This window comes from Adlercreutzia sp. ZJ141, from assembly GCF_011038965.1.
In the GTDB taxonomy this organism is placed as follows: Bacteria; Actinomycetota; Coriobacteriia; order Coriobacteriales; family Eggerthellaceae; genus ZJ141.
On record NZ_JAAKEB010000019.1, the window covers coordinates 11,891 to 33,410 of the forward strand.

The 21,520-nt window shown below is 56.4% G+C and carries 20 protein-coding genes, 1 tRNA gene and 1 pseudogene; 14 read left to right on the top strand and 8 right to left on the bottom strand.

Going from position 1 to position 21,520, the window contains the following annotated elements; genetic code table 11:
* Positions 1 to 109: 109 nt before the first annotated feature.
* On the bottom strand, positions 110 to 1,054 hold the full coding sequence (locus G7Y44_RS08670) for a patatin-like phospholipase family protein (RefSeq protein WP_165249126.1): 945 nt from the start codon (positions 1,052 to 1,054) through the stop codon (positions 110 to 112).
* 137 nt (positions 1,055 to 1,191) lie between these two features.
* Between G7Y44_RS08670 and trxA the strand changes: the two genes are divergently transcribed.
* From trxA to G7Y44_RS08690, 4 genes are all read left to right on the top strand, one after another.
* Positions 1,192 to 1,500 (top strand): thioredoxin, encoded by a 309-nt coding sequence (gene trxA / locus G7Y44_RS08675; protein ID WP_165249128.1) that lies wholly within the window; start codon positions 1,192 to 1,194, stop codon positions 1,498 to 1,500.
* A 114-nt stretch (positions 1,501 to 1,614) separates the two neighbouring features.
* Positions 1,615 to 2,298 (top strand): hypothetical protein, encoded by a 684-nt coding sequence (locus tag G7Y44_RS08680; protein WP_165249130.1) that lies wholly within the window; start codon positions 1,615 to 1,617, stop codon positions 2,296 to 2,298.
* Positions 2,299 to 2,550: 252 nt separating this feature from the next.
* Positions 2,551 to 2,868, top strand: a complete 318-nt coding sequence (gene tatA / locus G7Y44_RS08685) for a twin-arginine translocase TatA/TatE family subunit (protein WP_165046083.1) — start codon at positions 2,551 to 2,553, stop codon at positions 2,866 to 2,868.
* Between the two features lie 301 nt (positions 2,869 to 3,169).
* A complete protein-coding gene (locus G7Y44_RS08690; protein WP_165249132.1) occupies positions 3,170 to 4,714 on the top strand; it encodes a helix-turn-helix transcriptional regulator in 1,545 nt (514 codons plus the stop codon).
* A 25-nt stretch (positions 4,715 to 4,739) separates the two neighbouring features.
* Here the strand turns inward: G7Y44_RS08690 and G7Y44_RS08695 are convergent, their stop codons facing one another.
* The 3 genes from G7Y44_RS08695 to G7Y44_RS08705 form a co-directional block, all read right to left on the bottom strand.
* Positions 4,740 to 6,653: a heavy metal translocating P-type ATPase gene (locus G7Y44_RS08695; protein ID WP_165249134.1), complete on the bottom strand. Its 1,914-nt coding sequence runs from the start codon at positions 6,651 to 6,653 to the stop codon at positions 4,740 to 4,742.
* Positions 6,654 to 6,673: 20 nt separating this feature from the next.
* Positions 6,674 to 6,892, bottom strand: coding sequence for a cation transporter (locus tag G7Y44_RS08700; protein ID WP_165249136.1), 219 nt, complete (start codon positions 6,890 to 6,892; stop codon positions 6,674 to 6,676).
* 185 nt (positions 6,893 to 7,077) lie between these two features.
* The gene (locus G7Y44_RS08705; RefSeq protein ID WP_165046105.1) at positions 7,078 to 7,362 is read right to left on the bottom strand and encodes an ArsR/SmtB family transcription factor; all 285 of its coding nucleotides are present in this window, start codon (positions 7,360 to 7,362) and stop codon (positions 7,078 to 7,080) included.
* A 309-nt stretch (positions 7,363 to 7,671) separates the two neighbouring features.
* Between G7Y44_RS08705 and G7Y44_RS08710 the strand changes: the two genes are divergently transcribed.
* Positions 7,672 to 8,082, top strand: a complete 411-nt coding sequence (locus G7Y44_RS08710; RefSeq protein WP_165249138.1) for an MmcQ/YjbR family DNA-binding protein — start codon at positions 7,672 to 7,674, stop codon at positions 8,080 to 8,082.
* A gap of 24 nt (positions 8,083 to 8,106) precedes the next feature.
* Complete coding sequence (gene dinB / locus G7Y44_RS08715) at positions 8,107 to 9,522, top strand: DNA polymerase IV (protein WP_241159237.1); 1,416 nt, start codon at positions 8,107 to 8,109, stop codon at positions 9,520 to 9,522.
* A gap of 63 nt (positions 9,523 to 9,585) precedes the next feature.
* Here the strand turns inward: dinB and G7Y44_RS08720 are convergent, their stop codons facing one another.
* Positions 9,586 to 10,386: an SDR family NAD(P)-dependent oxidoreductase gene (locus G7Y44_RS08720; protein ID WP_165046007.1), complete on the bottom strand. Its 801-nt coding sequence runs from the start codon at positions 10,384 to 10,386 to the stop codon at positions 9,586 to 9,588.
* A gap of 588 nt (positions 10,387 to 10,974) precedes the next feature.
* On the opposite strand from G7Y44_RS08720, the gene ileS reads away from it, so the two are divergent.
* The 6 genes from ileS (at position 10,975) to G7Y44_RS08750 (ending at position 18,299) form a co-directional block, all read left to right on the top strand.
* Positions 10,975 to 13,818, top strand: a complete 2,844-nt coding sequence (gene ileS, locus G7Y44_RS08725; RefSeq protein ID WP_165249140.1) for an isoleucine--tRNA ligase — start codon at positions 10,975 to 10,977, stop codon at positions 13,816 to 13,818.
* An 8-nt stretch (positions 13,819 to 13,826) separates the two neighbouring features.
* Positions 13,827 to 14,516 (top strand): signal peptidase II, encoded by a 690-nt coding sequence (gene lspA / locus G7Y44_RS08730; protein WP_165249142.1) that lies wholly within the window; start codon positions 13,827 to 13,829, stop codon positions 14,514 to 14,516.
* Positions 14,513 to 15,586 carry an RluA family pseudouridine synthase gene (locus tag G7Y44_RS08735; RefSeq protein ID WP_165249144.1) on the top strand — a complete coding sequence of 358 codons (1,074 nt, stop codon included), beginning with the start codon at positions 14,513 to 14,515 and terminating at the stop codon, positions 15,584 to 15,586. The genes lspA and G7Y44_RS08735 overlap by 4 nt, the downstream gene beginning before the upstream one ends.
* A 94-nt stretch (positions 15,587 to 15,680) precedes the next feature.
* Positions 15,681 to 16,691: a ferrochelatase gene (hemH, locus tag G7Y44_RS08740; protein WP_165249146.1), complete on the top strand. Its 1,011-nt coding sequence runs from the start codon at positions 15,681 to 15,683 to the stop codon at positions 16,689 to 16,691.
* Between the two features lie 105 nt (positions 16,692 to 16,796).
* Positions 16,797 to 17,987, top strand: a complete 1,191-nt coding sequence (coaBC, locus tag G7Y44_RS08745) for a bifunctional phosphopantothenoylcysteine decarboxylase/phosphopantothenate--cysteine ligase CoaBC (RefSeq protein WP_206214447.1) — start codon at positions 16,797 to 16,799, stop codon at positions 17,985 to 17,987.
* 235 nt (positions 17,988 to 18,222) lie between these two features.
* Positions 18,223 to 18,299, top strand: a tRNA-Pro gene (locus tag G7Y44_RS08750).
* Between the two features lie 86 nt (positions 18,300 to 18,385).
* Here G7Y44_RS08750 and G7Y44_RS08755 read toward each other — a convergent pair.
* The 3 genes and pseudogenes from G7Y44_RS08755 to G7Y44_RS10595 all read right to left on the bottom strand — a co-directional run bounded on the left by G7Y44_RS08755 (position 18,386) and on the right by G7Y44_RS10595 (position 19,044).
* Complete coding sequence (locus tag G7Y44_RS08755) at positions 18,386 to 18,595, bottom strand: hypothetical protein (protein WP_206214448.1); 210 nt, start codon at positions 18,593 to 18,595, stop codon at positions 18,386 to 18,388.
* Positions 18,585 to 18,839 (bottom strand): annotated as a pseudogene (locus G7Y44_RS10590) (DUF3990 domain-containing protein); the annotation flags it as partial. The gene G7Y44_RS08755 and the pseudogene G7Y44_RS10590, both read right to left, overlap by 11 nt.
* 13 nt (positions 18,840 to 18,852) lie before the next feature.
* Positions 18,853 to 19,044, bottom strand: coding sequence for a DUF3791 domain-containing protein (locus G7Y44_RS10595; protein WP_371807471.1), 192 nt, complete (start codon positions 19,042 to 19,044; stop codon positions 18,853 to 18,855).
* Positions 19,045 to 19,532: 488 nt separating this feature from the next.
* Between G7Y44_RS10595 and G7Y44_RS08770 the strand changes: the two genes are divergently transcribed.
* Both G7Y44_RS08770 and G7Y44_RS08775 read left to right on the top strand, forming a co-directional pair.
* Entirely contained in the window at positions 19,533 to 20,846 is a 1,314-nt protein-coding gene (locus G7Y44_RS08770) for a circularly permuted type 2 ATP-grasp protein (RefSeq protein ID WP_165249150.1), read from the top strand.
* Complete coding sequence (locus tag G7Y44_RS08775) at positions 20,828 to 21,511, top strand: alpha-E domain-containing protein (RefSeq protein WP_165046001.1); 684 nt, start codon at positions 20,828 to 20,830, stop codon at positions 21,509 to 21,511. Before G7Y44_RS08770 ends, G7Y44_RS08775 begins: the two co-directional genes overlap by 19 nt.
* Positions 21,512 to 21,520 lie beyond the last annotated feature (9 nt).

Below are 21,520 nucleotides of genomic sequence, written 5' to 3' on the forward strand. Positions count from 1 at the left end.
CGGCAGTTCTTCGTGCAAAACAGTAAGGCCCCCTCTGTAGAGGGGCCTTACTGTTTAGAATCCCAAGAAACACTGATTGGGTCCGTTTGCGTGGGGCTCTCGGAATTGATTATCGTATTTCCAGATACGTTTTCAGGGCAGGCCAGTTTAGGGCTGCCTGCTCGTATCCTTGTTCATACAAGTCGAGCAGCTTGTCGGCATCTTTCTCCATGCTCGATATACTCACGGGCAGCTGCGGTCTGATGACGAAGGCCTCGCCGGCGGCGTGCATGCGCTCGATTGCGCGGTAGGTTCGGTTGTATTCGTAGTGGCGATGCTCGCACCGTTCCAGGTAGTAAGGGTAATCGGCGTACTGCTGCCGCATGAGTGGCATGAGCTTATTGGGTTTCTTCTCATACCCAGGTGCCTGCGTGAGTACCACAACGTGCTTGGCTGCGCCGGTGCTGACAGAATAGTTGATAGGCACGCTGTCGCAGGTACCGCCATCGAGCAATTTCTTGCCGTCAACCTCGATGATCTTGCTCACAAGCGGCATCGATGACGACGCGATCAGGTACGGAAGACACCCGCGTCCGTCGACGCATTCGTGGTAGTCAGCTTCACCGAGCTCGAGATCGCTGCTGACCACGGTAAGCGTCATAGGGGAGGCGTTGAACGCGTCGTAGTCGAAGGGAACCAGGCGGTCGGGGATTTCCTGGAAGGAGAATTCGCGACCGAATGCGTTGCCTGTTTTCACAAAGCTTCGAAGCGACAGGTAGCGCGGGTCGTCGCAGAAAGCTGTATTCACCAGGCAGGTGCGCCCGATCTGGCCCGATAGATAGTTGTAGCCATTCAAGGCACCAGCCGATGTTCCAACAACCCGGTTGAAGGCAACGCCGCGTTCCATCAGGAAGTCGAGCACGCCGGCGGTGAACTGTCCGCGCATTGCGCCGCCTTCCAGCACAATGTTCGTATTGGTCAGGAAGTGGTCACAGCGGGCGGCAGATGGGATGTTTTCAGGTGTGTGCTCGGTACGGTCGGGTGCCTTTGGAGAAGTTGTGTGCAGTGAGTTCATAAATGCGTCCTTTCTTTCGAGGTATTATAGCGATTCGCTTACAGTCGTACGTTGCATCACACATCCGCTCTACAATCGACGAGGGAGGTGACGCGTCCTGCATTCGCAGGCGCGCAAACAAAAGAAAGGATCCCGACATGGTTGAACAGGTTACAAGCGATACGTTTGCCAAACTGGTTCTCGAAGCGCCGGGTAAGGTTCTCGTTGACTTCTATGCAACGTGGTGCGGCCCGTGCAAGATGATGGCTCCGGTGCTCGATGAGGTGGCAGCTGAGCTTCCCGTCGATCGCGCGGTGTACAAGCTCGACATCGATGCAAATCAGGCGCTTGCGCGGCGGTTTGCGGTGATGAGCGTTCCGACGCTCATGGTATTCGAGCAGGGCAAAGAGGTTGACCGCGCCGTTGGTGTGCAGCCGAAGGCGCGCATCGAAGCCATGCTGGCGTAGGGTGCGAAGTCGCGGTTTCCGGAACGTGAGAGGAAGCGAAGAAAAAGCTCACACGCTCCGCCATGTCACGCGGCATGGCGGAGCGTGTGATGTGGCAGTATAATCGCAACCATCATGATAAAGCCTACTCGTGAAAAAATAGCCTTGGCAGTGTTCGCGTTGGGAATGGTAGGCGCGCTTGCTGCCGCGGCGGCGTATCTGGTTATCGGTCATTCGTGGAATATCGCCGCTTCTCACATCGACTACACGATCGACGCACTCGATGAGTTCGATGTTGTCGTATACGAGGGTCTGTCGGCCACGCAAGCCCGTGTGTTACAAGATGAAGGGGAAGCGTCACCCTATCAGCTGCAACCAGGGTCGCGCCGCTTCTCGCGCGCTGAGGCCGAACGGGTGGCGGAAAGTTACCGCAAGGCAGGTTCGTCGGTGCTGTTGCTTGATATTGACCATCCTCGCAAATACGCCGATGGACTGATTCTTCTGCGCGATGGCGTGCGATTTGGTGTGCTGTCGGTGTCGGAAATGGATACGAAGCAGCAGATTGCCGAGAAGGTTGATTACCTGCGCTCGGCGGGTGTTCGCATGGTGGTGGCGCTTGTGCCGTATAAGTCCGTGTTGGGCGACGTTGCGGGCATTGATGTGGCTATCTGTCTCAAGGATCGCATCGGTTTGTTCCCGGAAGGCAAGACCATTAACGGCACCACGTTCGTGTCGCCAGCATCGCAGGGTTCAACTGGCGTTGTGCTCATGTCGTCGAGCAACGTGGTTCTGGTCAAATCGCTTCCGTATGACATGTAGGCCGTGCCCGTAGCGTTGAACAGGTATTACGTGTCTTGTCATGTATTTGCATGACAAGGATCGACGCAATTATTCGGGGAAATCCTTAACCTGCACGATAGCTGCGTCGAAGACGATATGGCAGAATTCTCCCTAACATGAAACGGTGCTAGCGGCAAAGGTGCTGGGCGAGCAATGCTGCAGGCAGGCTCGCACGACATGTGTGCTTCGTCGGTGGCAAACCGTAGGCAATCGCTGAAGGAGGATTCCAATATGAAGTTTCTTGGCATGGGTGTTCCCGAGCTCGTCATCATTTTGGTGGTCGTACTGCTTATCTTTGGACCGAAGAACCTTCCCAAGCTAGGCAAGGCGCTGGGCAAGACCGTCGGTAACTTGCGTGCCGGCATGTCTGAGGGCATGGATGATGACGAGGAAGAGAATGCCGTCGAAGAGGTTGAGGAAGAGCCTGAGTCACCTGCGAAGAAAAAAGTTGTAAAGAGGGTCAAGGCGGCACCTGTCGAGGCCGAAGAGGAAGCAGCGGCGAGCGAAGAAGAGCCCGCGAAAGCTGAAGAGACAACTGATAAGGAATAGCTACTCGGTTGCGTTCGCGCGACAAGATGAGTTGCAACGCGGCGACTTGCAACTCGGCAAACCGCGACGTTATGGGCGTTACGAACGTTACGAGTGATACGTGAGTTACGGACAAAAACTCAAAGCTGTTCAGTTTACGCATCTGCAGCAATGGTTGCAGGTGCGTTTTTTGTCCGTGCTATCATGGCACGGTTGAATGACGAACGATTGAATGGTGCGCGGTTGGTGAGAGCGCGTAAGGTGTGCGGTCGTTCGGAAACTAGTCGGTGGGCTTTCGTGCGGAAGGAGGGCACCATACATCATGGGTACGCAGCGGTTCGCGGTGGCGCAGCTGAGCGAATACGCTCTTCCAGCAGTTGTTGGCTTCGCATGTAACCAGGGTTTTCTCTTTTCGCTGTTCTATACGGGCTGGAACCGCGCGGCGATACTCGGCCAGCTTGCGTTCGAGCGCGCCGATCTGTTCGGCGCTCTCTTGTGTATGACGCTGTCGTTTGCTGCGCTCCATTCTGCATCGGCGCGCGCTCGCAGTGCCGCGCTTTCTCGTCCGCTTCTGTGGTGTTATGCGGCGCTTGCAATCGTTGGGTCTGCTGCTCCGGTACTGTTTGGCGATTCGGTTGCTGGCATTGCGTTGGAAAGTGCGCTCGTGGGTTTCTCGTCAGGCGCGTTGCTGGCGGCGTGGGGTCGCGCATTTTCTCATTGTCCGAGACGCTGGCTACTCATGATCATCGTTTTAGGGGCGGGGCTTGGTGCTGTTTTGTGTCTGATTGCGTACGTGGTACCGGCGAGTGGGGCTGTGCTGTTGTTGAAGTTGTTGCCATTGGGCAGCGTGAGTGCGCTTGGTTGCTTTCCTCATCATGCACATGATGAAGGCGCTACCCTGCGGAAGTTATCGGATGTGTCGCCACAGGATCATGCTGCAGGTCTACCGTTTGTGTTGGCTGATTTGCTGCCAGAAGGGGAGCAGCGGCGCGAAACGGAGCTGCTCACGCGTAAGATGCTCGTTGGTATGGCGATGTTTGGCCTGGCAGCGGGCTTGATGGAAACGTTTGGCTCTGATCCGGGTATGGCATCGGCTCCAGCGCTTCCCGCCAGCTTGTTCATGTTTATCTTGTTTGTTGTAGCAACGATTCAACAGGTTTGCGGAAGCGCGCCGCAGAATGTGGGTACAACGGATGTGCTGCGTCGGGGACAAGGCGCGTCGGGGACATCTGGCGATGAGCGCCCGCTCGAAGGCATGTACCGCTTGGCCATGTTCGTCATCATGGCGGGCTTTCTACTGCTTCCCGTGGTGGGGGGCTATGGTGTTCCCGGTGAAGCAATCGTGTTGTCTGGGTATTTGGGCCTTACGTACGTGCTGGTTTCGCTGTTTGTGGTGATGGCGAGTGTTGCCGAGGGCGATCCGGCGTTGGCGTTAGCTCGAGGTTTTGCGGCGCTCTATGCAGGCGAGGCAGCAGGCATCGGTGCGGGCAACCTGATTGAATGGGCATGTCCGGTTGCTCAAACCAACGGGACGCTTGCGGCATGCGCTGGCATTGCTGCAGTGGCGTCGTTTCTGTTCCTGTTTACGGAGCGCGATTTCAATCGGCTGGCAACGATTGCGGACAAAGGCGATCCGGTTGATGAGTCGAGTCGCATCATCGCCAGCGAATTCGGGTTGTCTCCGCGCGAGGGCGAGGTTCTCACCCTCGCATTGCGGGGCCGCACAAGCGAACGTATTGCTGCCGAGCTGTTTATTTCGAAGAGTACGGTAGACACCCATTTGCGGCGCATTTATCAGAAAACCTCGGTGCATGGCCGGCAAGGTCTTATTGACCTTGCCGAGCGCATCTTGCATCACGGGGTGTAGCGGAATGTAGCGCGACGCGCCGCCGCTATTTGCGCACATTCATGCAGCGCATGGCGTTTAAGATAGCCAGAATGGCAACGCCCACATCGGCGAATACCGCCAGCCACATGTTCGCCACGCCAATAGCCGCTAACACCAGTACGGCGAACTTCACACCTAAAGCGAACACGATGTTTTGCCACACGATTCGCATGGTTTTGCGCGAGATACGGATAGCGCGGGCGATGTTGGACGGTTTGTCGTCCATGAGTACCACATCGGCTGCTTCGATGGCTGCGTCCGACCCCATAGCTCCCATGGCAATGCCAACGTCGGCGCGCGTGAGAACAGGCGCATCGTTGATGCCGTCTCCCACGAATGCGAGTTTACCCGTGCGTGCTGCGCCACCCGATAACAAGCGCTCCACTTCTTCCACCTTATCTTGCGGAAGTAACTGCGCGTGTACTTCGTCGATACCCAGCCGCGAAGCCACCGATTGAGCCGCCGCTAAGCGGTCGCCGGTGAGCATGACTGTGCGTCGCACACCAGCCTCATGGAGCGCACGTATGGCCGCGACCGCGTCGGGCTTCGGTTCGTCGGCGATAACAATGAACCCCAGATAGGTGCCGTTGGCTGCAACGTGCAGGACAGTTCCTTGCGTATCGGTTTCATCGAATATGATGCCGCATGTGTGCATGAGCTTGTCATTGCCCACACTCACGCGTTCGCCACCAATGGTTGCCATCACACCATGCCCACTGCGCTCTTCGACATCGCAGATTTGCGCGGTGTCAATATCACCTGAAAACGCAGCACGCACAGACAACGCGATGGGGTGGTCGGAGAACGCTTCAGCGTGCGCAGCCAGGCGCAGGATGCGCTCTTCGTCGCCGGGGTGCGCGGGCTTCACTGAGGTAACCACGAACGAACCATTCGTAAGCGTTCCAGTTTTATCGAACACCACCGTGTCAACCGAAGCGAGGGCTTCCAGATAGTTCGACCCCTTCACCAGAATTCCCAGCTTGCTTGCACCACCAATACCGCCGAAGAACGACAGCGGTACCGATATTACCAACGCGCAGGGGCAGCTGACTACCAAAAATGTCAGGCCGCGGAATACCCAGTCGCTCCAGCTTCCCATGCCGGCAAGCGGCGGAATCACAGCTAAAAGTGCCGCTATTCCCACGACGATAGGTGTGTACCAGCGAGCGAAGCGGGTGATGAAGTTCTCGGTTCGCGCCTTCTTGTCGCTTGCATTTTCCACAAGTTCGAGAATACGACTGACGGTGGATTCACCAAAGGGTTTCGTGGTTTCCACGGTAAGAAGCCCCGTCATGTTTACGCAGCCCGATATAACGTCGCTTCCTGGCTCAACCGTGCGTGGTAGGCTTTCGCCGGTAAGCGCCGAGGTGTCAAGTTGCGAGGTGCCGTCGACCACGACGCCATCAAGTGGCACGCGCTCACCAGCCTTTACGACAATTCTGCTGCCAACGGCCACCTCTGTTGGATCGACCTGAACAAGCCGTCCGTCGTCCATAACGTTGGCGTAATCGGGCGCAATGTCCATCATTTCAGCGATAGATTGGCGGCTTTTTCCTACGGCGTAGCTTTGGAACAGCTCTCCTACCTGGTAGAACAGCATGACAGCTGCACCTTCGGCCATGTGCGGGCCGCTGTCGGGGAACAAAACCAGCGAAAAAGCGCCGATGGTGGCCACGGACATAAGGAAGTTTTCATCGAGCATATGGCCCGACTTGATATTGCGGCCGGCGCGCAGCAACACGTCGTATCCGGCTATAAGATAGGGCACGAGGAATAGCGCGAACTCGACGTACACGGCCGCCCGTGCGCTACCGAGCCAACTGTCAAGCGGCAAAAACTCGGTTACGGCGTACACAATGGCGAAAAGAACGAGTGCGATGACGATGCGGTTCCTCATGCGCCGCTGCTTCTTGTTCATGGTCGGAGGTACCTTTCGAGCTAGCGGACAATCGTGCAATCGGGCTCGATCTTCGATATGGCGGCTTGGGCGGCATCGACTATTGCGTCGAATCGCTCACTGTCGGCATCGATCGTGAGTTTCTGCATCATGAAGTTGACGTTTGCGCTGGTAACGCCATCGATTTTGCTGATTACTTCTTGCATCTTGGCGGCGCAATTGGCGCAGTCGAGGTCGTTGAGTTTGAAAGTCTTGCGCATGGTAAGTTCCTTTCTTTGTTGTGTGCGCTTGTAAGCGTCGCAGCTGCTCCTGGGTGTGCGGCGCATGGTTCACAAGAGGGCCTGCCGGCAAGTTTCTGGCGAGCTGTTTGCAGCCGTGTGGTTATGTGGTCACACAGTTGCTTTGCGGCGAAGCACGTTCGCGAGTGCGAATTATTGCGAGGTCGCTACTCGCAGAGGTGTGTCATACCCTGAGCGAGCATGGTGTACACGTGATCGTCAGCCAGCGAATAGATGATGCTTTTGCCGTCGCGTCGAAACTTCACCAGTCGTGCCTGCTTGAGCGTGCGCAGCTGATGCGAGACGGCACTTTGTGTGGCTCCGACGATGTCGGCGATGTCGGCCACGCAGTGCTCGCGTTCCATGAGCGCGTAGAGGATTTTGATGCGCGTGGTGTCGGCGAACACCTTGAAGAGGTCGGCTAAATCGTACAGCAGCTCTTCGTCGGGCATGGTGTCGAACAAATAGGCACTTTCCTCGCGGTTGCAGCCGCAGGGGCATTCGATAGCACGCGCCGAAGGAGTGCTATCGACAACTCTTTCGGCAGCCTGTACGATATTCGAAATTTCGTTGGTCATGGTTGTTTCTCCGTTCAGTCGTACAAACAAACATATGAGCAACTGTTCATAAGTATAGGAATGCCGAGCGGTCTGTCAAGGGGAGCTTGGTAGAATTTACGCGAAATAAGTGGCAGGAAGATTATTTTATGTTGCTGGTGTTGACGTCATTGCGATTACTGTTGTTTGAATGGAGCGAGTGATATGAGTGCTGTGAGTTCTGTGAGTGACGTAAGTGACATGAATGGGCAGCAAGAATCGTTGCGTGATCAGGTTTTCGACGTTGCAGAAAGCCGTTATGGGGCGAAGCTTATCTGTAAGTGGCCCGACAAGAATCCCGGTTACGTAGTGCTCATTCATCCGGTTAGCCGCAAGTGGTTTGGTCTGGTTGCAGATATTCCTGGGCGCTATATTGGATTAGATAACATCGAAAAGCTTGACATTCTTAATGTTAAGGCCGACCCGTTGCTTGTTTCTAGCCTGCTGCACGAAGAGGGTTACCATCCTGCATGGCACATGAACAAGGAACATTGGGTTACTATTCGTCTCGATGGCTCGGTGTCATTCGAGCAGATAGAGGGCCTGCTTGATATGAGCTTCACACTTGTTGGTTGATTGCATGCAGGAAAGGTGGTGGCCATGCGAAACGATCCGGCGATGCTAGGGAAAGATGATTCGACGTCCGGTTTGCGAAACGATTCGGTAACCAGTTTGCAGTCACACCCACAAACCGACTTGATACTCGAAGACGGTCTTGTGCTCGAGCCGTGGGAGGGGCCGGCTATCCTGCTTGTTGATCTTGATGCGTTCTTTGCATCGGTAGAGCAGCTCGATCATCCAGGATGGCGGGGGAAACCGGTCATCGTTGGCGGCGACGCTGACAAGCGTGGCGTGGTATCAACCGCATCGTACGAGGCGCGTGCCTTCGGGGTACACAGTGCCATGCCTTCATCGCAAGCGGCGCGCTTGTGCCCGCAGGCCATCTGGACGCGCGGGCGTTTTACTCGCTATCGCGAAATATCGAACCTTGTCATGGACATCCTGCGCGACGAGACTCCGCGCGTGCAACAAGTGAGCATTGATGAGGCATTTCTCGATGTGACGCCCACGCGATGCAACCGCGAACACCCCGTGCTCATCGCGCAACGTATCCAGCGTCGCGTTCGTGAGCTGGGAGTAACGTGTTCGGTGGGGGTGGGAACTTCGAAAACGGTGGCGAAAATCGCCTCCGACATGGACAAACCCTGTGGCTTGACCGTGGTCTATCCGGGGAGCGAGAAGGCGTTCTTGGATCCGCTTCCCGTGCGAACACTAAGCGGTGTGGGAAAGGTTGCCGAAGAAAAGCTGCACTCGCGTGGTATTGCAACACTCGGCGACTTAAGCCGTGCCGACGAGCGCATGCTGGTGCGTCTGTTCGGGAAAAATGGCCGTACCATGCACCTGCGCGCGCTCGGGGCTGATGACACGCCTCTGATCGATGACAGTACGGTGAAGTCGGTGTCGAACGAAACGTCGTTCGCAGAAGACCTCGTGCTTCGCTCCGACGTAGAATCGGCGTTGGCAGCCATGGCGGCGAAGGTTGGTCGCCGACTTCGCAAGAAGGGCCTTGCCGGAACGTGTCTGGGCTTGAAGCTACGCCTAGGCGATCGGGCGGTCCGGTCGGCGCAATGTCAGCTGTCTGTTCCCACCGATGATGAGTTCGTTATGCTGCCCGAATTGCGGCGTCTTCTTTCCGGCGTGTGGCATGAAGGGATTCCCGTGCGCTTGGTGGGCGTGTCAATGAGCGGGTTTTCCGATTATGCCTGCGTACAGGAAAGCCTGTTTGAGGAAAGCCTGTTTGGCGATGATACCGCTGCTTTTGAAAGCAGTTCTGCCGACACCACTCAGCGGAAAGAGCCGGCGCTGTTTGATGAACAGCGCCGGCGCGGTTTGCTGAAGGCGACTGACTCGGTGCGTGATCGTTTCGGCGAGAGCGCGGTTGCATTCGGCAGCGAACTGCGCACCGCTCAAAACACCACGGGCAGTGCAGCGAAGAATCCAGCCGACTACAAATAAGGGGCAGCATCGTGCATTATCACGCGCGACCTTGCGTGTTTCCGCTCGTAACGAATTAAAGCGTTACGGACGCAGGCCCATGCCGCCTTCGAGCGTGACGGTTTCGCCGCTCATGAACTTGAAGTCGGGGCTGGCGAGCTGCACGACCACACGGCCGATTTCGGTTTCGACGTTGCCGTAATGACCCATGGGCGGCATCTTTACGTTCGCCTCAAATGCCTCGGGATACTGGTTCTTGAAGCCCTCGAGTGCCGCAGTCCAAGCCAGCGGGCACACCACATTCACGTTGATGCCGTCGGGGCCCCACTCGGTGGCAGCTACGCGCGACAGACCGCGGATGCCTTCCTTGGCGGCGGCGTAAGCGCATTGGCCGTAGTTGCCGAACAGACCCGCGCCGGAAGCGAAGTTGATAACCGAACCCTTCGTCTCTTTCAGGTACGGATAGCATGCCTGCATGTAGTAGAAGGTGGCGTAGAGGCCCGAGTACAGGGCCAAATCGAACTGCTCGGGGGTGTGGTCGGCCAGCGTGACGCCCGATGCGGAAGCCTGTGCGTTGTTGACCAGCACGTCGATGCGACCAAACTTCTCGATAGCGGCGTCCACGACTCCCTGCGTGACGGCCTTATTGTCGGCCCCTGCATTCACGTCGGCGGCGACGGTCAGCACCTGGATGCCATGCTCTTCCTCCAAACGGCGCTTAGCCTCGTCGAGTTTCTTCGTGTTGCGGCCGGTGATGACCAGATTTGCGCCTTCCTTGGCGTAGGCTGTCGCGATGCCGTAGCCGATGGAACCCGCCGACCCGTCGGTGAGCGCCGCGAAGCCAGCGCCGGTGATAATGGCGGTCTTACCCGTGAGAAATCCCATAGTTGTCCCCTTTCAGTGAAGAGATCATCGTGCATTCCAATGCGGTGCGACTGCGGGGCTCCTGCGAAGAGTGCGGGGGTTCTCTCAATCGCTGATCGCGATTATACGTGCATTTCTCACGCCGTTTCCTGTCGGGGGTCGTGCACTCGGCAGACGGGGGGATGCTTTGCGGTGGGCGGGCGCCACGTATGCGGTAGGCGGGCGTCACCTGGCTATGTGCGCTATACTTATCGCTGTGCGAAAAGCTCGTGAGGAAAGGGAATACCGATGTCTCAGTTCAAGAAGCTGATACTCATCATCTTGAGTGTGGTTGCCGTAGCCGCGCTGCTGGTGCTGTCGAAGGCGCTGCTGCTGCCAAACGGCATCAATGGCTAGGCGAAGATAAGCGGCTCTTTTGCAGTTTCCCTCGTGTCGGCTCGTGTCGGCTCGTGCTGGCCCGTGTCGGCCTGCGCGCTTCTCCTATGCAGCAATTCTGGAATCGAGCATCCGAAAAGCGTGGTGCACGCGGTATCGCCTATACTGTCCAAGTTTGGATGAAACCGTGCGCAATGGTGCGTACGTGAGTGAATTGGAAGGTGCGGCGAAACCATGGCGAACAGCTACAAAGGAACCATGAACTTGCCCGAAACCGATTTCCCCATGCGAGCGAATCTGCCCGAAAACGAGCCGAAACGCCTGGAGAAATGGGAAAACGAGCGTATTTACGAGCGCGTGCTCGAGAAGAACAAGGACGGCGAGCCCTTCGTCTTGCATGACGGCCCCCCGTACGCGAACGGGCCAATACATATCGGCCACGCCTTCAACAAGATTCTGAAGGACTTCGTGAACAAAAGCCACGCACAACGCGGTTATTTCACGCCCTACATTCCCGGTTGGGACTGCCATGGTCAGCCCATTGAGCACATGGTCGAAAAGACCTTAGGCCCTGATAAGATGGCTGCTACTAGTCAGCCCGAGTTGCGTCGTCTCTGCCGTGAATGGGCCGAGAAGTACGTGGGCGTGCAACGCGAGGGGTTCAAGCGCTTGGGCGTAAACGCCGATTGGGAACATCCCTATCTGACGTTTCTCCCGAATTACGAGGCCGGAAACGTCGAGATTTTCAAGACCATGTATCTAAACGGCTCGGTATATCGCGGCCGCAAGCCCATCCACTGGTGTAAGCGCTGCCATACCGCACTTGCCGAGGCGGAAATTGAGTACGGCGACGAGGTTTCGCCGTCTATCTTCGTTCGCTTTAAGATGGATACCATGCCCAGCGTCTACGAAGCCGCCGGTGTTACGGGCGAGGCATGGGTGCTCATCTGGACCACTACGCCCTGGACGTTGCCTGCGAACGCCGCGGTGTCGCTTGCTCCCGATGCCGACTACGTGATGGTGCAGGTGGATGGCGTCAACATGATCATGGCGCACGATTTGGTGACATCGGTTGCCGAGATCGCCGGCTGGCAGGGCTTCTCGCTTGTGTCGGATGCTGCAGGCGAGCCAGTGGTGTTGAAGGGACGCGAGTTCTGCGGCATGACGTATACGTGCCCGGTGCGTCGCGACCTGAAGGGCACGATTATCTACGGCGATCATGTAACGCTTGACACGGGCACCGGTTGTGTTCACACTGCGCCGGGTCATGGTCAGGACGACTATCTGGTGGGGCTTGAGTTCGGCATTCCCATTCTCATGCCTGTTGATGACAACGGCTGCTTCACCGATGAGGGCGGTCAGTTCGCCGGAATGAACGTGGATGACGCAAACCCGAAGATCATCGAATGGTTGCGTGAAGAAGGCACGCTGGTCGCCGAGCGTAAGATCGAGCATAGCTACCCGCATTGCTGGCGCTGCCACGAGCCGGTCATCTTCCGTGCTACCGACCAGTGGTTCGTGTCTATGGATGAAAACGACCTACGCGCGAAGGCGCTCGACGCCATTGACAACCAGGTTACCTGGGTACCCGCGTGGGCGAAAAACCGCATTGGCTCGATGGTGGCTGAGCGTCCCGACTGGTGCATCAGTCGCCAGCGCTCGTGGGGTGTGCCTATCCCCGTGTTTAAGTGTGCGAAATGCGGCAGCACGGTGGCAACCGAAGCCACGTTCGACGCGGTGATTGACCTGTTCTATCGCGAGGGTGCCGACGCGTGGTTTACGCGCAAGCCCGCCGAGTATCTGCCGGCTGACACAGTTTGTGAGGTGTGCGGCTGCACTGAGGTGCTGCCCGAGAAAGACATCTTGGACGTGTGGTGGGAATCAGGTGTGTCGCATACCAGCGTGTGTCGCCATCGCGCCAGTGAGGGCATGCACTTCCCGACCGAGCTGTACCTAGAAGGCTCCGACCAGCATCGCGGTTGGTTCCAGTCGTCGCTGCTCACGAGCGTGGGGGCCTACGGGGTGCCGCCCTACCAAAGCGTCATGCACTGCGGGTTCACCGTTGACGAGCAAGGCAGAAAGATGTCGAAATCGCTTGGCAACGGCATCGATCCGGCTGACATCGTAGGCAAGTACGGTGCCGACGTGCTGCGCCTGTGGGTGGCAAGCGTTGACTATTCACAGGATGTGTCCATCTCCGACGGCATTTTGAAGCAGGTATCAGACGCTTACCGTCGCTTCCGCAACACCTTCCGCTTCCTGTTGGGGAACTTAAACGACTACGATAACAGTATCATGGCGGAGGTTACCTGGGACGATCTGGAGCCCATCGACCGCTACGTCATGGCTAAAACCGCCGGACTTTTGCGCGAGGTGGAAGATGCCTACGCCGCATTGCGCTTCAACGCGGTGTACCGCGCTACCTACGATTTTGTGAACGACTTGTCCGCCGTGTACATGGATGTTACGAAGGATCGTCTGTACTCCGAGGCTCCTGCATCTCCGCGTCGCCGTGCGGTACAGACCGTGCTTATGAACGTGCTTGAGGTACTGGTGCGTGTGCTGTCGCCTATCCTGTCGTTTACCTGCGACGAGGTGTGGGAGCACTTCCCGCCGGCTATTCGCGCGCTCGATTCCCACGTGTGCAACGTGCAGCTGGCCGGATGGCCCAAGGTGAGCGATTTCACTCCGGCGCTTCCTGCCGACGGCGGTGCGGCGGCGCTTGCGGCGTTCGAGCCGGCTATGGCCGTACGCGACGTGGTGACCAAAGCGCTTGAGGACGCGCGTACTGCCAAGACGGTAAACAAGAGTCAAGAAGCTGCTATCAAGGTGTCCGCCCCTGCTCATGTGCTCGATTCGCTGCGCGCGTTTGATGAAGCTGTACTCGAAGAGCTGTTCATTGTTTCCGGTGTTCAGCTTGAGGAAGCCGATGAGCTGTCCGCCACAGTGATGCCTGCAGAAGGAGAGAAGTGTCCGCGTTGCTGGAACTACCGTACACTCGGCGGCAATGCTGCGCATCCCGACGTGTGTGAGCGCTGTGGAAACGCTCTTGACGCAATGAGCTGCTCGGCGGAATGAACGAGCGAATGACAAACGACGCGCTGAGCGAGGACGTGCGGAAAGGCGTGTCCTCGCCGGCGTGTGAGCCGGTGTCCTCTTCGGAAAAAACTGAGGTTTTGGGGAATTCCGCGTCTTCGGAAAGCCCGGTGGCGTCTGCGGAATCCGCAGTTTCGGGCGCGGCTTCAAAGATAGCTGCCGCTTCACCACGCGGGCTATTGCACGGCGCTCGTGGGCGCAGCGTGGTAGTGTTCTCTTTTGTTGCCATTGTGTGGCTTGCTTTCGACATGCTAACAAAAGCGTTTTTTAACACGTTTGAAGTGGGGGAACTCATCGGTGGCCCGTATTTGGGGCTCTTTGAGTTCCGTTTGGTGCACAACACAGGTGCAGCATGGGGTATGTTTGGCGATTCAACGTTTGCCCTGGGTGTGTTGTCCGTGGTTGTTTGTGCGATGCTGATTGCGTTTTTGTTGTTGGTTGATCCGCCGCTCAATTCGGTATGCACCGTAGGGTTGGCGCTGGTGTTCGCGGGTGGCGTGGGTAATGCGATCGACCGTTTCTCGCAAGCTTACGTGGTTGATTTCATTAACGCGACGTTTATCGATTTTCCGGTGTTCAATATTGCTGACATTGGTGTGACGTGTGGTTTTGCGCTGCTCTTCGTTGGCTTTTTTATTGCTGAGCGCGCTTCGTCGGCGCGCGACGAGGAACGCTCGTGACGCATTACAAGAGTCATACCGTGCGGCGCGAGCAGGCGGGCGATCGCTTGGACTCCCTACTTTCTGCTGTTGGGGCATATTCCAGTCGCAGTGCTGCGGCGAAAGCTGTTGAGGGGGGTCGGGTTCTTGTCAACGGTGCTGAGGTTGCCAAGAAACACCTCGTGCGCGCAGGTGATGTCGTTGTGTATGAGCTTGATTGCGAAGTGCTCGCAGGTGTGGTGGAAGGTGAGCGCATCCCGCTTGACATCAGGTTCGAAGACGACCATCTGCTGGTGTTGTCGAAGCAAGCCGGTTTGGTGTGCCATCCTTCTGTCGACCATTTCGGTGGCACGTTGGTAAACGCGCTTGTTTACCATTGCGGGTTCGAACACCTATGTAACGTGCAAGGGGACGACGACCGGCTGGGTATCGTTCACCGGCTTGATCGGGATACGACGGGGCTTATGCTGGCCGCGAAAGACGATGCGACTGGCTATGCGCTTATGGCTGACATCCGCGACCGGGCAGTTGACCGGCGCTATCTTGCGCTCGTGCATGGCGTTATCGCTGCTGATACTGGCATGATTGATGCGCCGATCGCGCGTTCCGATCGCGATCGGTTGCGCATGGCTGTGCGTGACGTGCCGTCGGCGCGCGATGCCGTGACAACGTTTCGCGTGCTCGAGCGTTTTGATCCCAAAGGGAAAGACGACGGGTATACGCTGATTGACTGCAAACTGTTTACTGGGCGCACGCATCAGATCCGTGTGCACATGGAATACACGAAGCATCCGCTGGTGGGTGATCCGGTGTATACGGCCTGTGCTCCTGGTAATCCCGCTGCAGGGCTGGGGCTTTACCGTCAGTTTCTGCATTCGTTTAAGCTAGGATTCGATCATCCGATGACGGGAGAGCGTCTCGCCTTCGCCGATCGGTTACCCGACGACTTGCAGCAGGCGTTCGACGGCCTTGCTGACAGAAGTTGCGGTAGAACGGCTGCGGGTGCAGAAGTGTTTGACGAGTTGGACGCAGCGCCCGCCCCGAGCTTGAGTGCCATTGCGGCGATGGACGAGATACGATCTGGCACGTAAACTGCGCACGTTGGGTAGGCATGTTGGTACGGGCGCGATGACACGGTAGCGAGATGCACGGTAGTGGGCTGCGAAATGAGGAAGGGTAGAAAGCATGGCTGATTCCCAGAAACGATGCGGAGTGCTGCTGGTGAACACCGGCACGCCATCGGCTCCCGAGCCGCGGTCAGTACGTCGGTATCTGGCGAAGTTCCTGATGGATAAGCGTATTAGGCCCATGAACGCAGTTGTCTGGTGGTTCATTCTCCATTTCTTCATTTTGCCCAAGCGGGGTCGCGTATCGGCGGAAAAGTACCGCGCTATTTGGAGCGATGAAGGTTTCTTCTTCGCAACCACCCATGAGAAGATTGAAGTAGGGCTTCAGGCAGCACTTGATGCCGCTGGGCACGATGCAGTGGTACGTTGTGCAATGAGCTATAGTGAGCCAACTATTCCCCGCGCACTTCGTGAGATGAAACGCCTGGGTTGTAATCAGCTCGTGGTGTTGCCTCTGTATCCGCAAAGTGCGCACTCCACGTGCGGTGCGGTGCGCGATGGCGTGAAGCGGGGATTGCGAAAGGCGCGCTGGCAGGTGGAACACGACGTCATAGACAATTACCACGACAATGGCACATACATCAGGGCTATTGCCGCTTCGATTCGCAACGCTGGTTTCAATCCCGAATCTGACGATCGGTTGCTGTTTTCGTTTCATTCCATTCCGATGATTGATATCGAAAACGGTGACACGTACGAGCTGCAAACGAGCGCAACGAGTCTTCAGATCGCAAGCGAGTTAGGTATCGAACGCCGTCGTTGGACCATTGGTTATCAATGTCGGTTCGACAAAAGTAGGCAGTGGCTTGCGCCGTTCACGCGCGACGTGCTCGCGCGTTGGTCGCAGGTTGATGGGCCGCGCATTTTTTGCGTGTGTCCCAACTTCGCTGTTGATTGCCTTGAAACGCTGTACGACATCGATCACGATTTGAAGCCGTACTACTTCGACATGGTGCGGAAGGCGGGACGCGAGCCTGATTCAACCAAGTTCACGTACGTCCCTTGTCTGAATAGGAGTAAGGCGCACGTGCAGGTGCTGATGAGTGTACTTGAACCGTATATGAGGTAGCGAGCATTGTGTCGAAGGGATGTATTGGGTCAACGCGGGTGAGCCCTTTGACACTCTTCGAGACAGTGACGGTTGTCTTAGTGATGTTGGGGAAGGATAAAAAGCATGGAACAGAAAACGGTGCTCATTGGAGTGACGGGATGCATTGCGGCATACAAGACGTGCGAGATTGTGCGCGGCTTACAGAAGGCCGGTGTGCGCTGCAAGGTGGTCATGACCGAGCATGCCACCCAATTCGTTGGTCCGCTGACGTTTCGCTCGCTCACGCATGAGCCGGTTGCTGTGGGGCTGTTCGACAATCCCTCCGATCCGATTCATCACATTTCGCTTGCTCAGGAAGCCGATTTGTTTCTCATTGCGCCGTGTACGGCGAACGTGCTGGCCAAGGTGGCAAACGGCATTGCTGATGATCTGCTGACCACGACCGCACTTTCCACAACAGCGCCGCTCGTTATTGCTCCGGCCATGAACGTGCACATGTACGAGAATCCTGCAACCATCTACAACATGGGCAAGCTCGAAGCGCGTGGCGTGCGCATTATCGAGGCGGGAAGCGGTTATCTCGCGTGTGGCGATGTAGGTCGTGGACGCTTGGCTGACGTGAGCGACATCGTGTCGGTTGTACTGGCCGAGCTGGGTATTCGTCGCGATCTCGAAGGACGACAGGTTATGGTGACTGCTGGCCCGACGGTGGAGCCAATAGATCCGGTGCGGTACCTTTCGAACCATTCGTCGGGAAAGATGGGTTACGCGCTTGCCCGCGCTGCTGCCGTGCGGGGAGCACGTGTAACGCTCGTGTCGGGGCCAGTATCGCTACCAAAGCCGGAAGGCGTGCGGGTAGTTCAGGTGCGCACGGCGTGCGAGATGCTTGCCGCGGCCGAAGAGGCGTTTGCTGTAGCCGACCTAGGCGTGTTCGCTGCGGCGGTTGCCGACATGCGTCCGAAGCAGACCGCAGCACATAAGTTGAAGAAAGGGGAGTCTGACAGCGCGCTCTCGTGTATTGAACTTGTGCGCAACCCCGACATCCTTGCCACGTGTGCCGCTTCAAAAGGAAGGCGAGTGGTTGTTGGATTTGCCGCCGAAACCGACGACGTGGTGGCGTACGCCAAGGGTAAGCTGGCTTCGAAAGGGGCTGACCTTATTGTGGCGAACGAAGTGGGCGAAGGTAAGGTGTTTGGTGCCGACAGTAATCAGGCGTGGTTGGTTGACGCACATGGCGCCGAACAGCTGCCGCTTATGTCGAAGGACCGCCTAGCAGATGTTATCCTCGATCGAGCCGTATCGTTGCTTCCGTAGCGCGCTTGCCTACGTGGTGTGATGCGAGTTCGTTCGTGCGTATGCTTCACGGGTGGGTGGCGTGCGAAATGGTACATCGCGTTCGCTGCGTATGTGTCGTGCTGCATATCCTACGCACGCCACACATGCTGCACGTGTGGCGTTGACGTGCGATTTGCAGATTTTTCTTCAAATCGCTTGCCAAAGTAGCATGTTCTGGGTAGTATACCGACTTGCGTTTGAACAAGGCGCGTTTCGGGTTGTGGCGCAGTTTGGTAGCGCACTTGACTGGGGGTCAAGGGGCCGCAGGTTCAAATCCTGTCAACCCGACCAGCTAAAACAGCAGGTCAGAAGAGTAAATCTTCTGACCTGCTTTACGTTTTGCGAACGAATTGTGGAGTTATGTAGTCTAAAGTGGTCTAATCGCCCTGTGTTTCTAAGAGAAGTTCGTAAAGATAGGCAGGACTCTGGAGATATAAACCGGTTTCCGGATCAACCAGACCGTCGTAAACTTTTGAAAGATAGAACTCATTCATAGCCTGTTCAACGCTGCATGATTTTTCTTCGGCGATGATCTTCACTACGTCCTGAACGTTGAACTCAATCAGTTGTTCAATGCTAGGAGACAATCCAGACACCCACCTTTCGCAGCAGCTTAATTGCCCTTTCGGTATGAAATGAATACTGGTCAGATGCTTTCTTGAATGCCAAGCCATTCCGTAAGCTGGTAGCGTCTACGTATCCACGGGTGTATTGTCGCAGCAATACCGTGATGTCGTCATTTCCTACTGGCCCATAAACGATATCGTATTTTGAGTCCATATTGCATTCTGCAGATGAAAGGTCGATGAACTTTCGATTTCGGTATTCGAGCCATGGTAAAGAATCATAGTGTAGCCGCCTTGTGACGGGAAACGAGGGCTGTAAGAGCGTCTATTGTTGAGGATAAGGGAAGTGTATGCTCTATTTCGTACTGATCCTCTAGAAGGGAAATGCCGCCACAATCGCGCAGCGCAAGAAAAGCTTCTTTCGGTGTTAAGCCTGAAGAAAGGGCGTACTCATTCACAACAATTACCATATAGTCGGCTTTTCTGTCGTTCAAGGAACTCACAGTTGTTTTGCTCCCTTCCTCCGCAATGTGTCCTTCCCATTATAATCTGCGTAACGTGCTTGCTTCTAGATTGACAATTCTACGGTGCCGAATTTCCAGAGCTTCGATGGCGTGGTTTCAGGCACTTTAGTTGTCGGTCACCATTTATCTATCAACTATCGTGACCTGAGAAACGTGAGAAATCGGTCTGATATGCAATCTGCACTTATATTGGTGTCGAACATGCATCATAATGGCTTCTTGAGACGTTTCGCCGCTTTTGGCGTTGCTTGTGCGCTGCCTTTGCTGCGTTGTTCGCGCGGCGTGTGGTGCGCAGCGTCTCTCACATTGTCATACGTGCCTGGGACGTCTTGCTAAGGACGGGTTCATCCTGTGCGGGAGAGGCTGGCGTTTTCGATGCCCGCTGCTTTCGGAGTGTGAGTGTGCTCGGGTGCGACCACGTGAAGGATGCGCCTATGTACGAGAATCTGGTCAGACATACTCCCAAAATCAACCAGCAGCTTGCTCGATACGGGGTGAAGTTCGGCATCTATAAGGACAACGTGTTCTCGGAGCGCCTGTTTCCCTTCGACGCCGTTCCCCGCATCATTTCTGCCGAAGCGTGGGATGTGCTCGAGCGCGGGCTTATCCAGCGCGTTGATGCGCTGAACGCCTACCTGCGCGACTTGTACGGTGATAAGCAGATCATCGCCGACGGGGTGGTTCCGCAGGATTTCGCGTTTGCGTCGAGCGGGTATTTGCCACAGTGCGAGGGCATTGTGCCACCAAAGGGTATTTACAGTCATATTTCCGGCATCGACCTGGTTGAGGGCGACGATGGGGAATGGTACGTGCTTGAAGACAATCTGCGCATACCGTCGGGCGCATCGTATCCGCTGGTCGCGCGCAATTTGTGTCGCCGATGTGATGCCGAGACGTTCCGCGGATCGGCCATCCGCGACAACCGCGACTACGGCGAGCGCCTGCGTGCCGTAATGGATAACGTGAACTGCGGTGGCATCAACGTGGTGCTCACACCGGGCCGTTTCAATGCAGCATATTTCGAGCATTCGTATCTGGCCGAACATGCAGGTGCGGTGCTGGCCGAGCCGAGCGAGCTGTTTGTCGATAACGAAACGCTCTATTTCCGTGATGCTACGGCAAACCGCAAAGTGGGTGCGGTGTATCGCCGCTTGTCGGATGAATACCTTGATCCGTTGTGTTTCTTACCGGAAAGCCTGATCGGTGTTCCCAACATCATGAGCGCCTACCGTGCAGGCAACGTGGCTATTGTGAACGCGCCCGGTAACGGCGCGGCCGACGACAAAGGCATCTACTACTTCGTGCCGAAGATGGTCGAGTACTACTTGGGCGAGAAGCCTCTGCTCAAGAACGCGTCAACGTATCTGCCGTTCTACGATGACGACATGGCCTACGTGATGGACAACGCCGATACGCTGGTCATCAAGGATGTTGCGGAAGCGGGCGGCTACGGAGTGGTGTTCGGCTCGACGCTCGCTCCGGAAAAGCTCGAAGAGTTGAAGGCTCTCATCCGCCGCGAACCGCGACGGTTTATTGCACAGGAGGTCATCGACTTCCTATGTCTGCCCACCTATATCGGCGGGGAAATGGTGCCGCGCAAGGCTGACTTGCGTGCATTTGTGCTGTCGGGCGAGAAGACGAGCGTGTGGCCGAGTGGCTTGACGCGCTACTCGCGCGAAGAGGGTTCTAGTGTTGTCAATTCGTCCCAAGGAGGGGGGTTCAAGGACACATGGGTTCTTTGTCGATAGAGAAGGTTGAACACCTGCTGTGGTTGGGCCGTTACGTCGAACGCAGCTACACCACACTGCGGTTCATCTTGTCAACCTATGATGCCGCACTCGATTCGCTCGAGGGAAACTGGAAAGGTCAGCTCGAAGAGCTGGGTTTTGATGCGAGCAACGATGATCCGCTGTCGTTCTTCAACAACTGCTTGTTCGATTTAAGCAACGCGTCATCGCTGAAGTACTCCATGAATGCAGCGTACGACAACGCTGTGCTGCTGCGCGACGTAATAGGAACGGAAAGCATCGCCTATGTGCAGATGGCGGCCGATGCGGTTGACGCTGCCGAAGTGTCTGACGCGCCGCTACTCGACCTGCAGCTGGTGCTCGATTACATTATGGCGTTCAAGGGCTGCGTTGATGACTATATTGCCGATGATTCGGCGCGCAATATTATCAAGAGCGGTATTAGCGTTGAGCGCTTAGACTTGTATACGCGCCTGTCGTTTCGGCTTGACCGGTTGCCGAAGGAAACGCATCGGTTGGCCGGCCGCATCGACCGTATTGGTATACCGTACAACAAAGACGCGTTCAAGCGAGTGATTGCCTGTGTGTTTGATCAGGGGTTTCCTGAGAATATGACCTACGAGCGTTTGGGTGACTTGCTTGCTGACATAGCGGGCATCTTCTAAGGAGGGTTT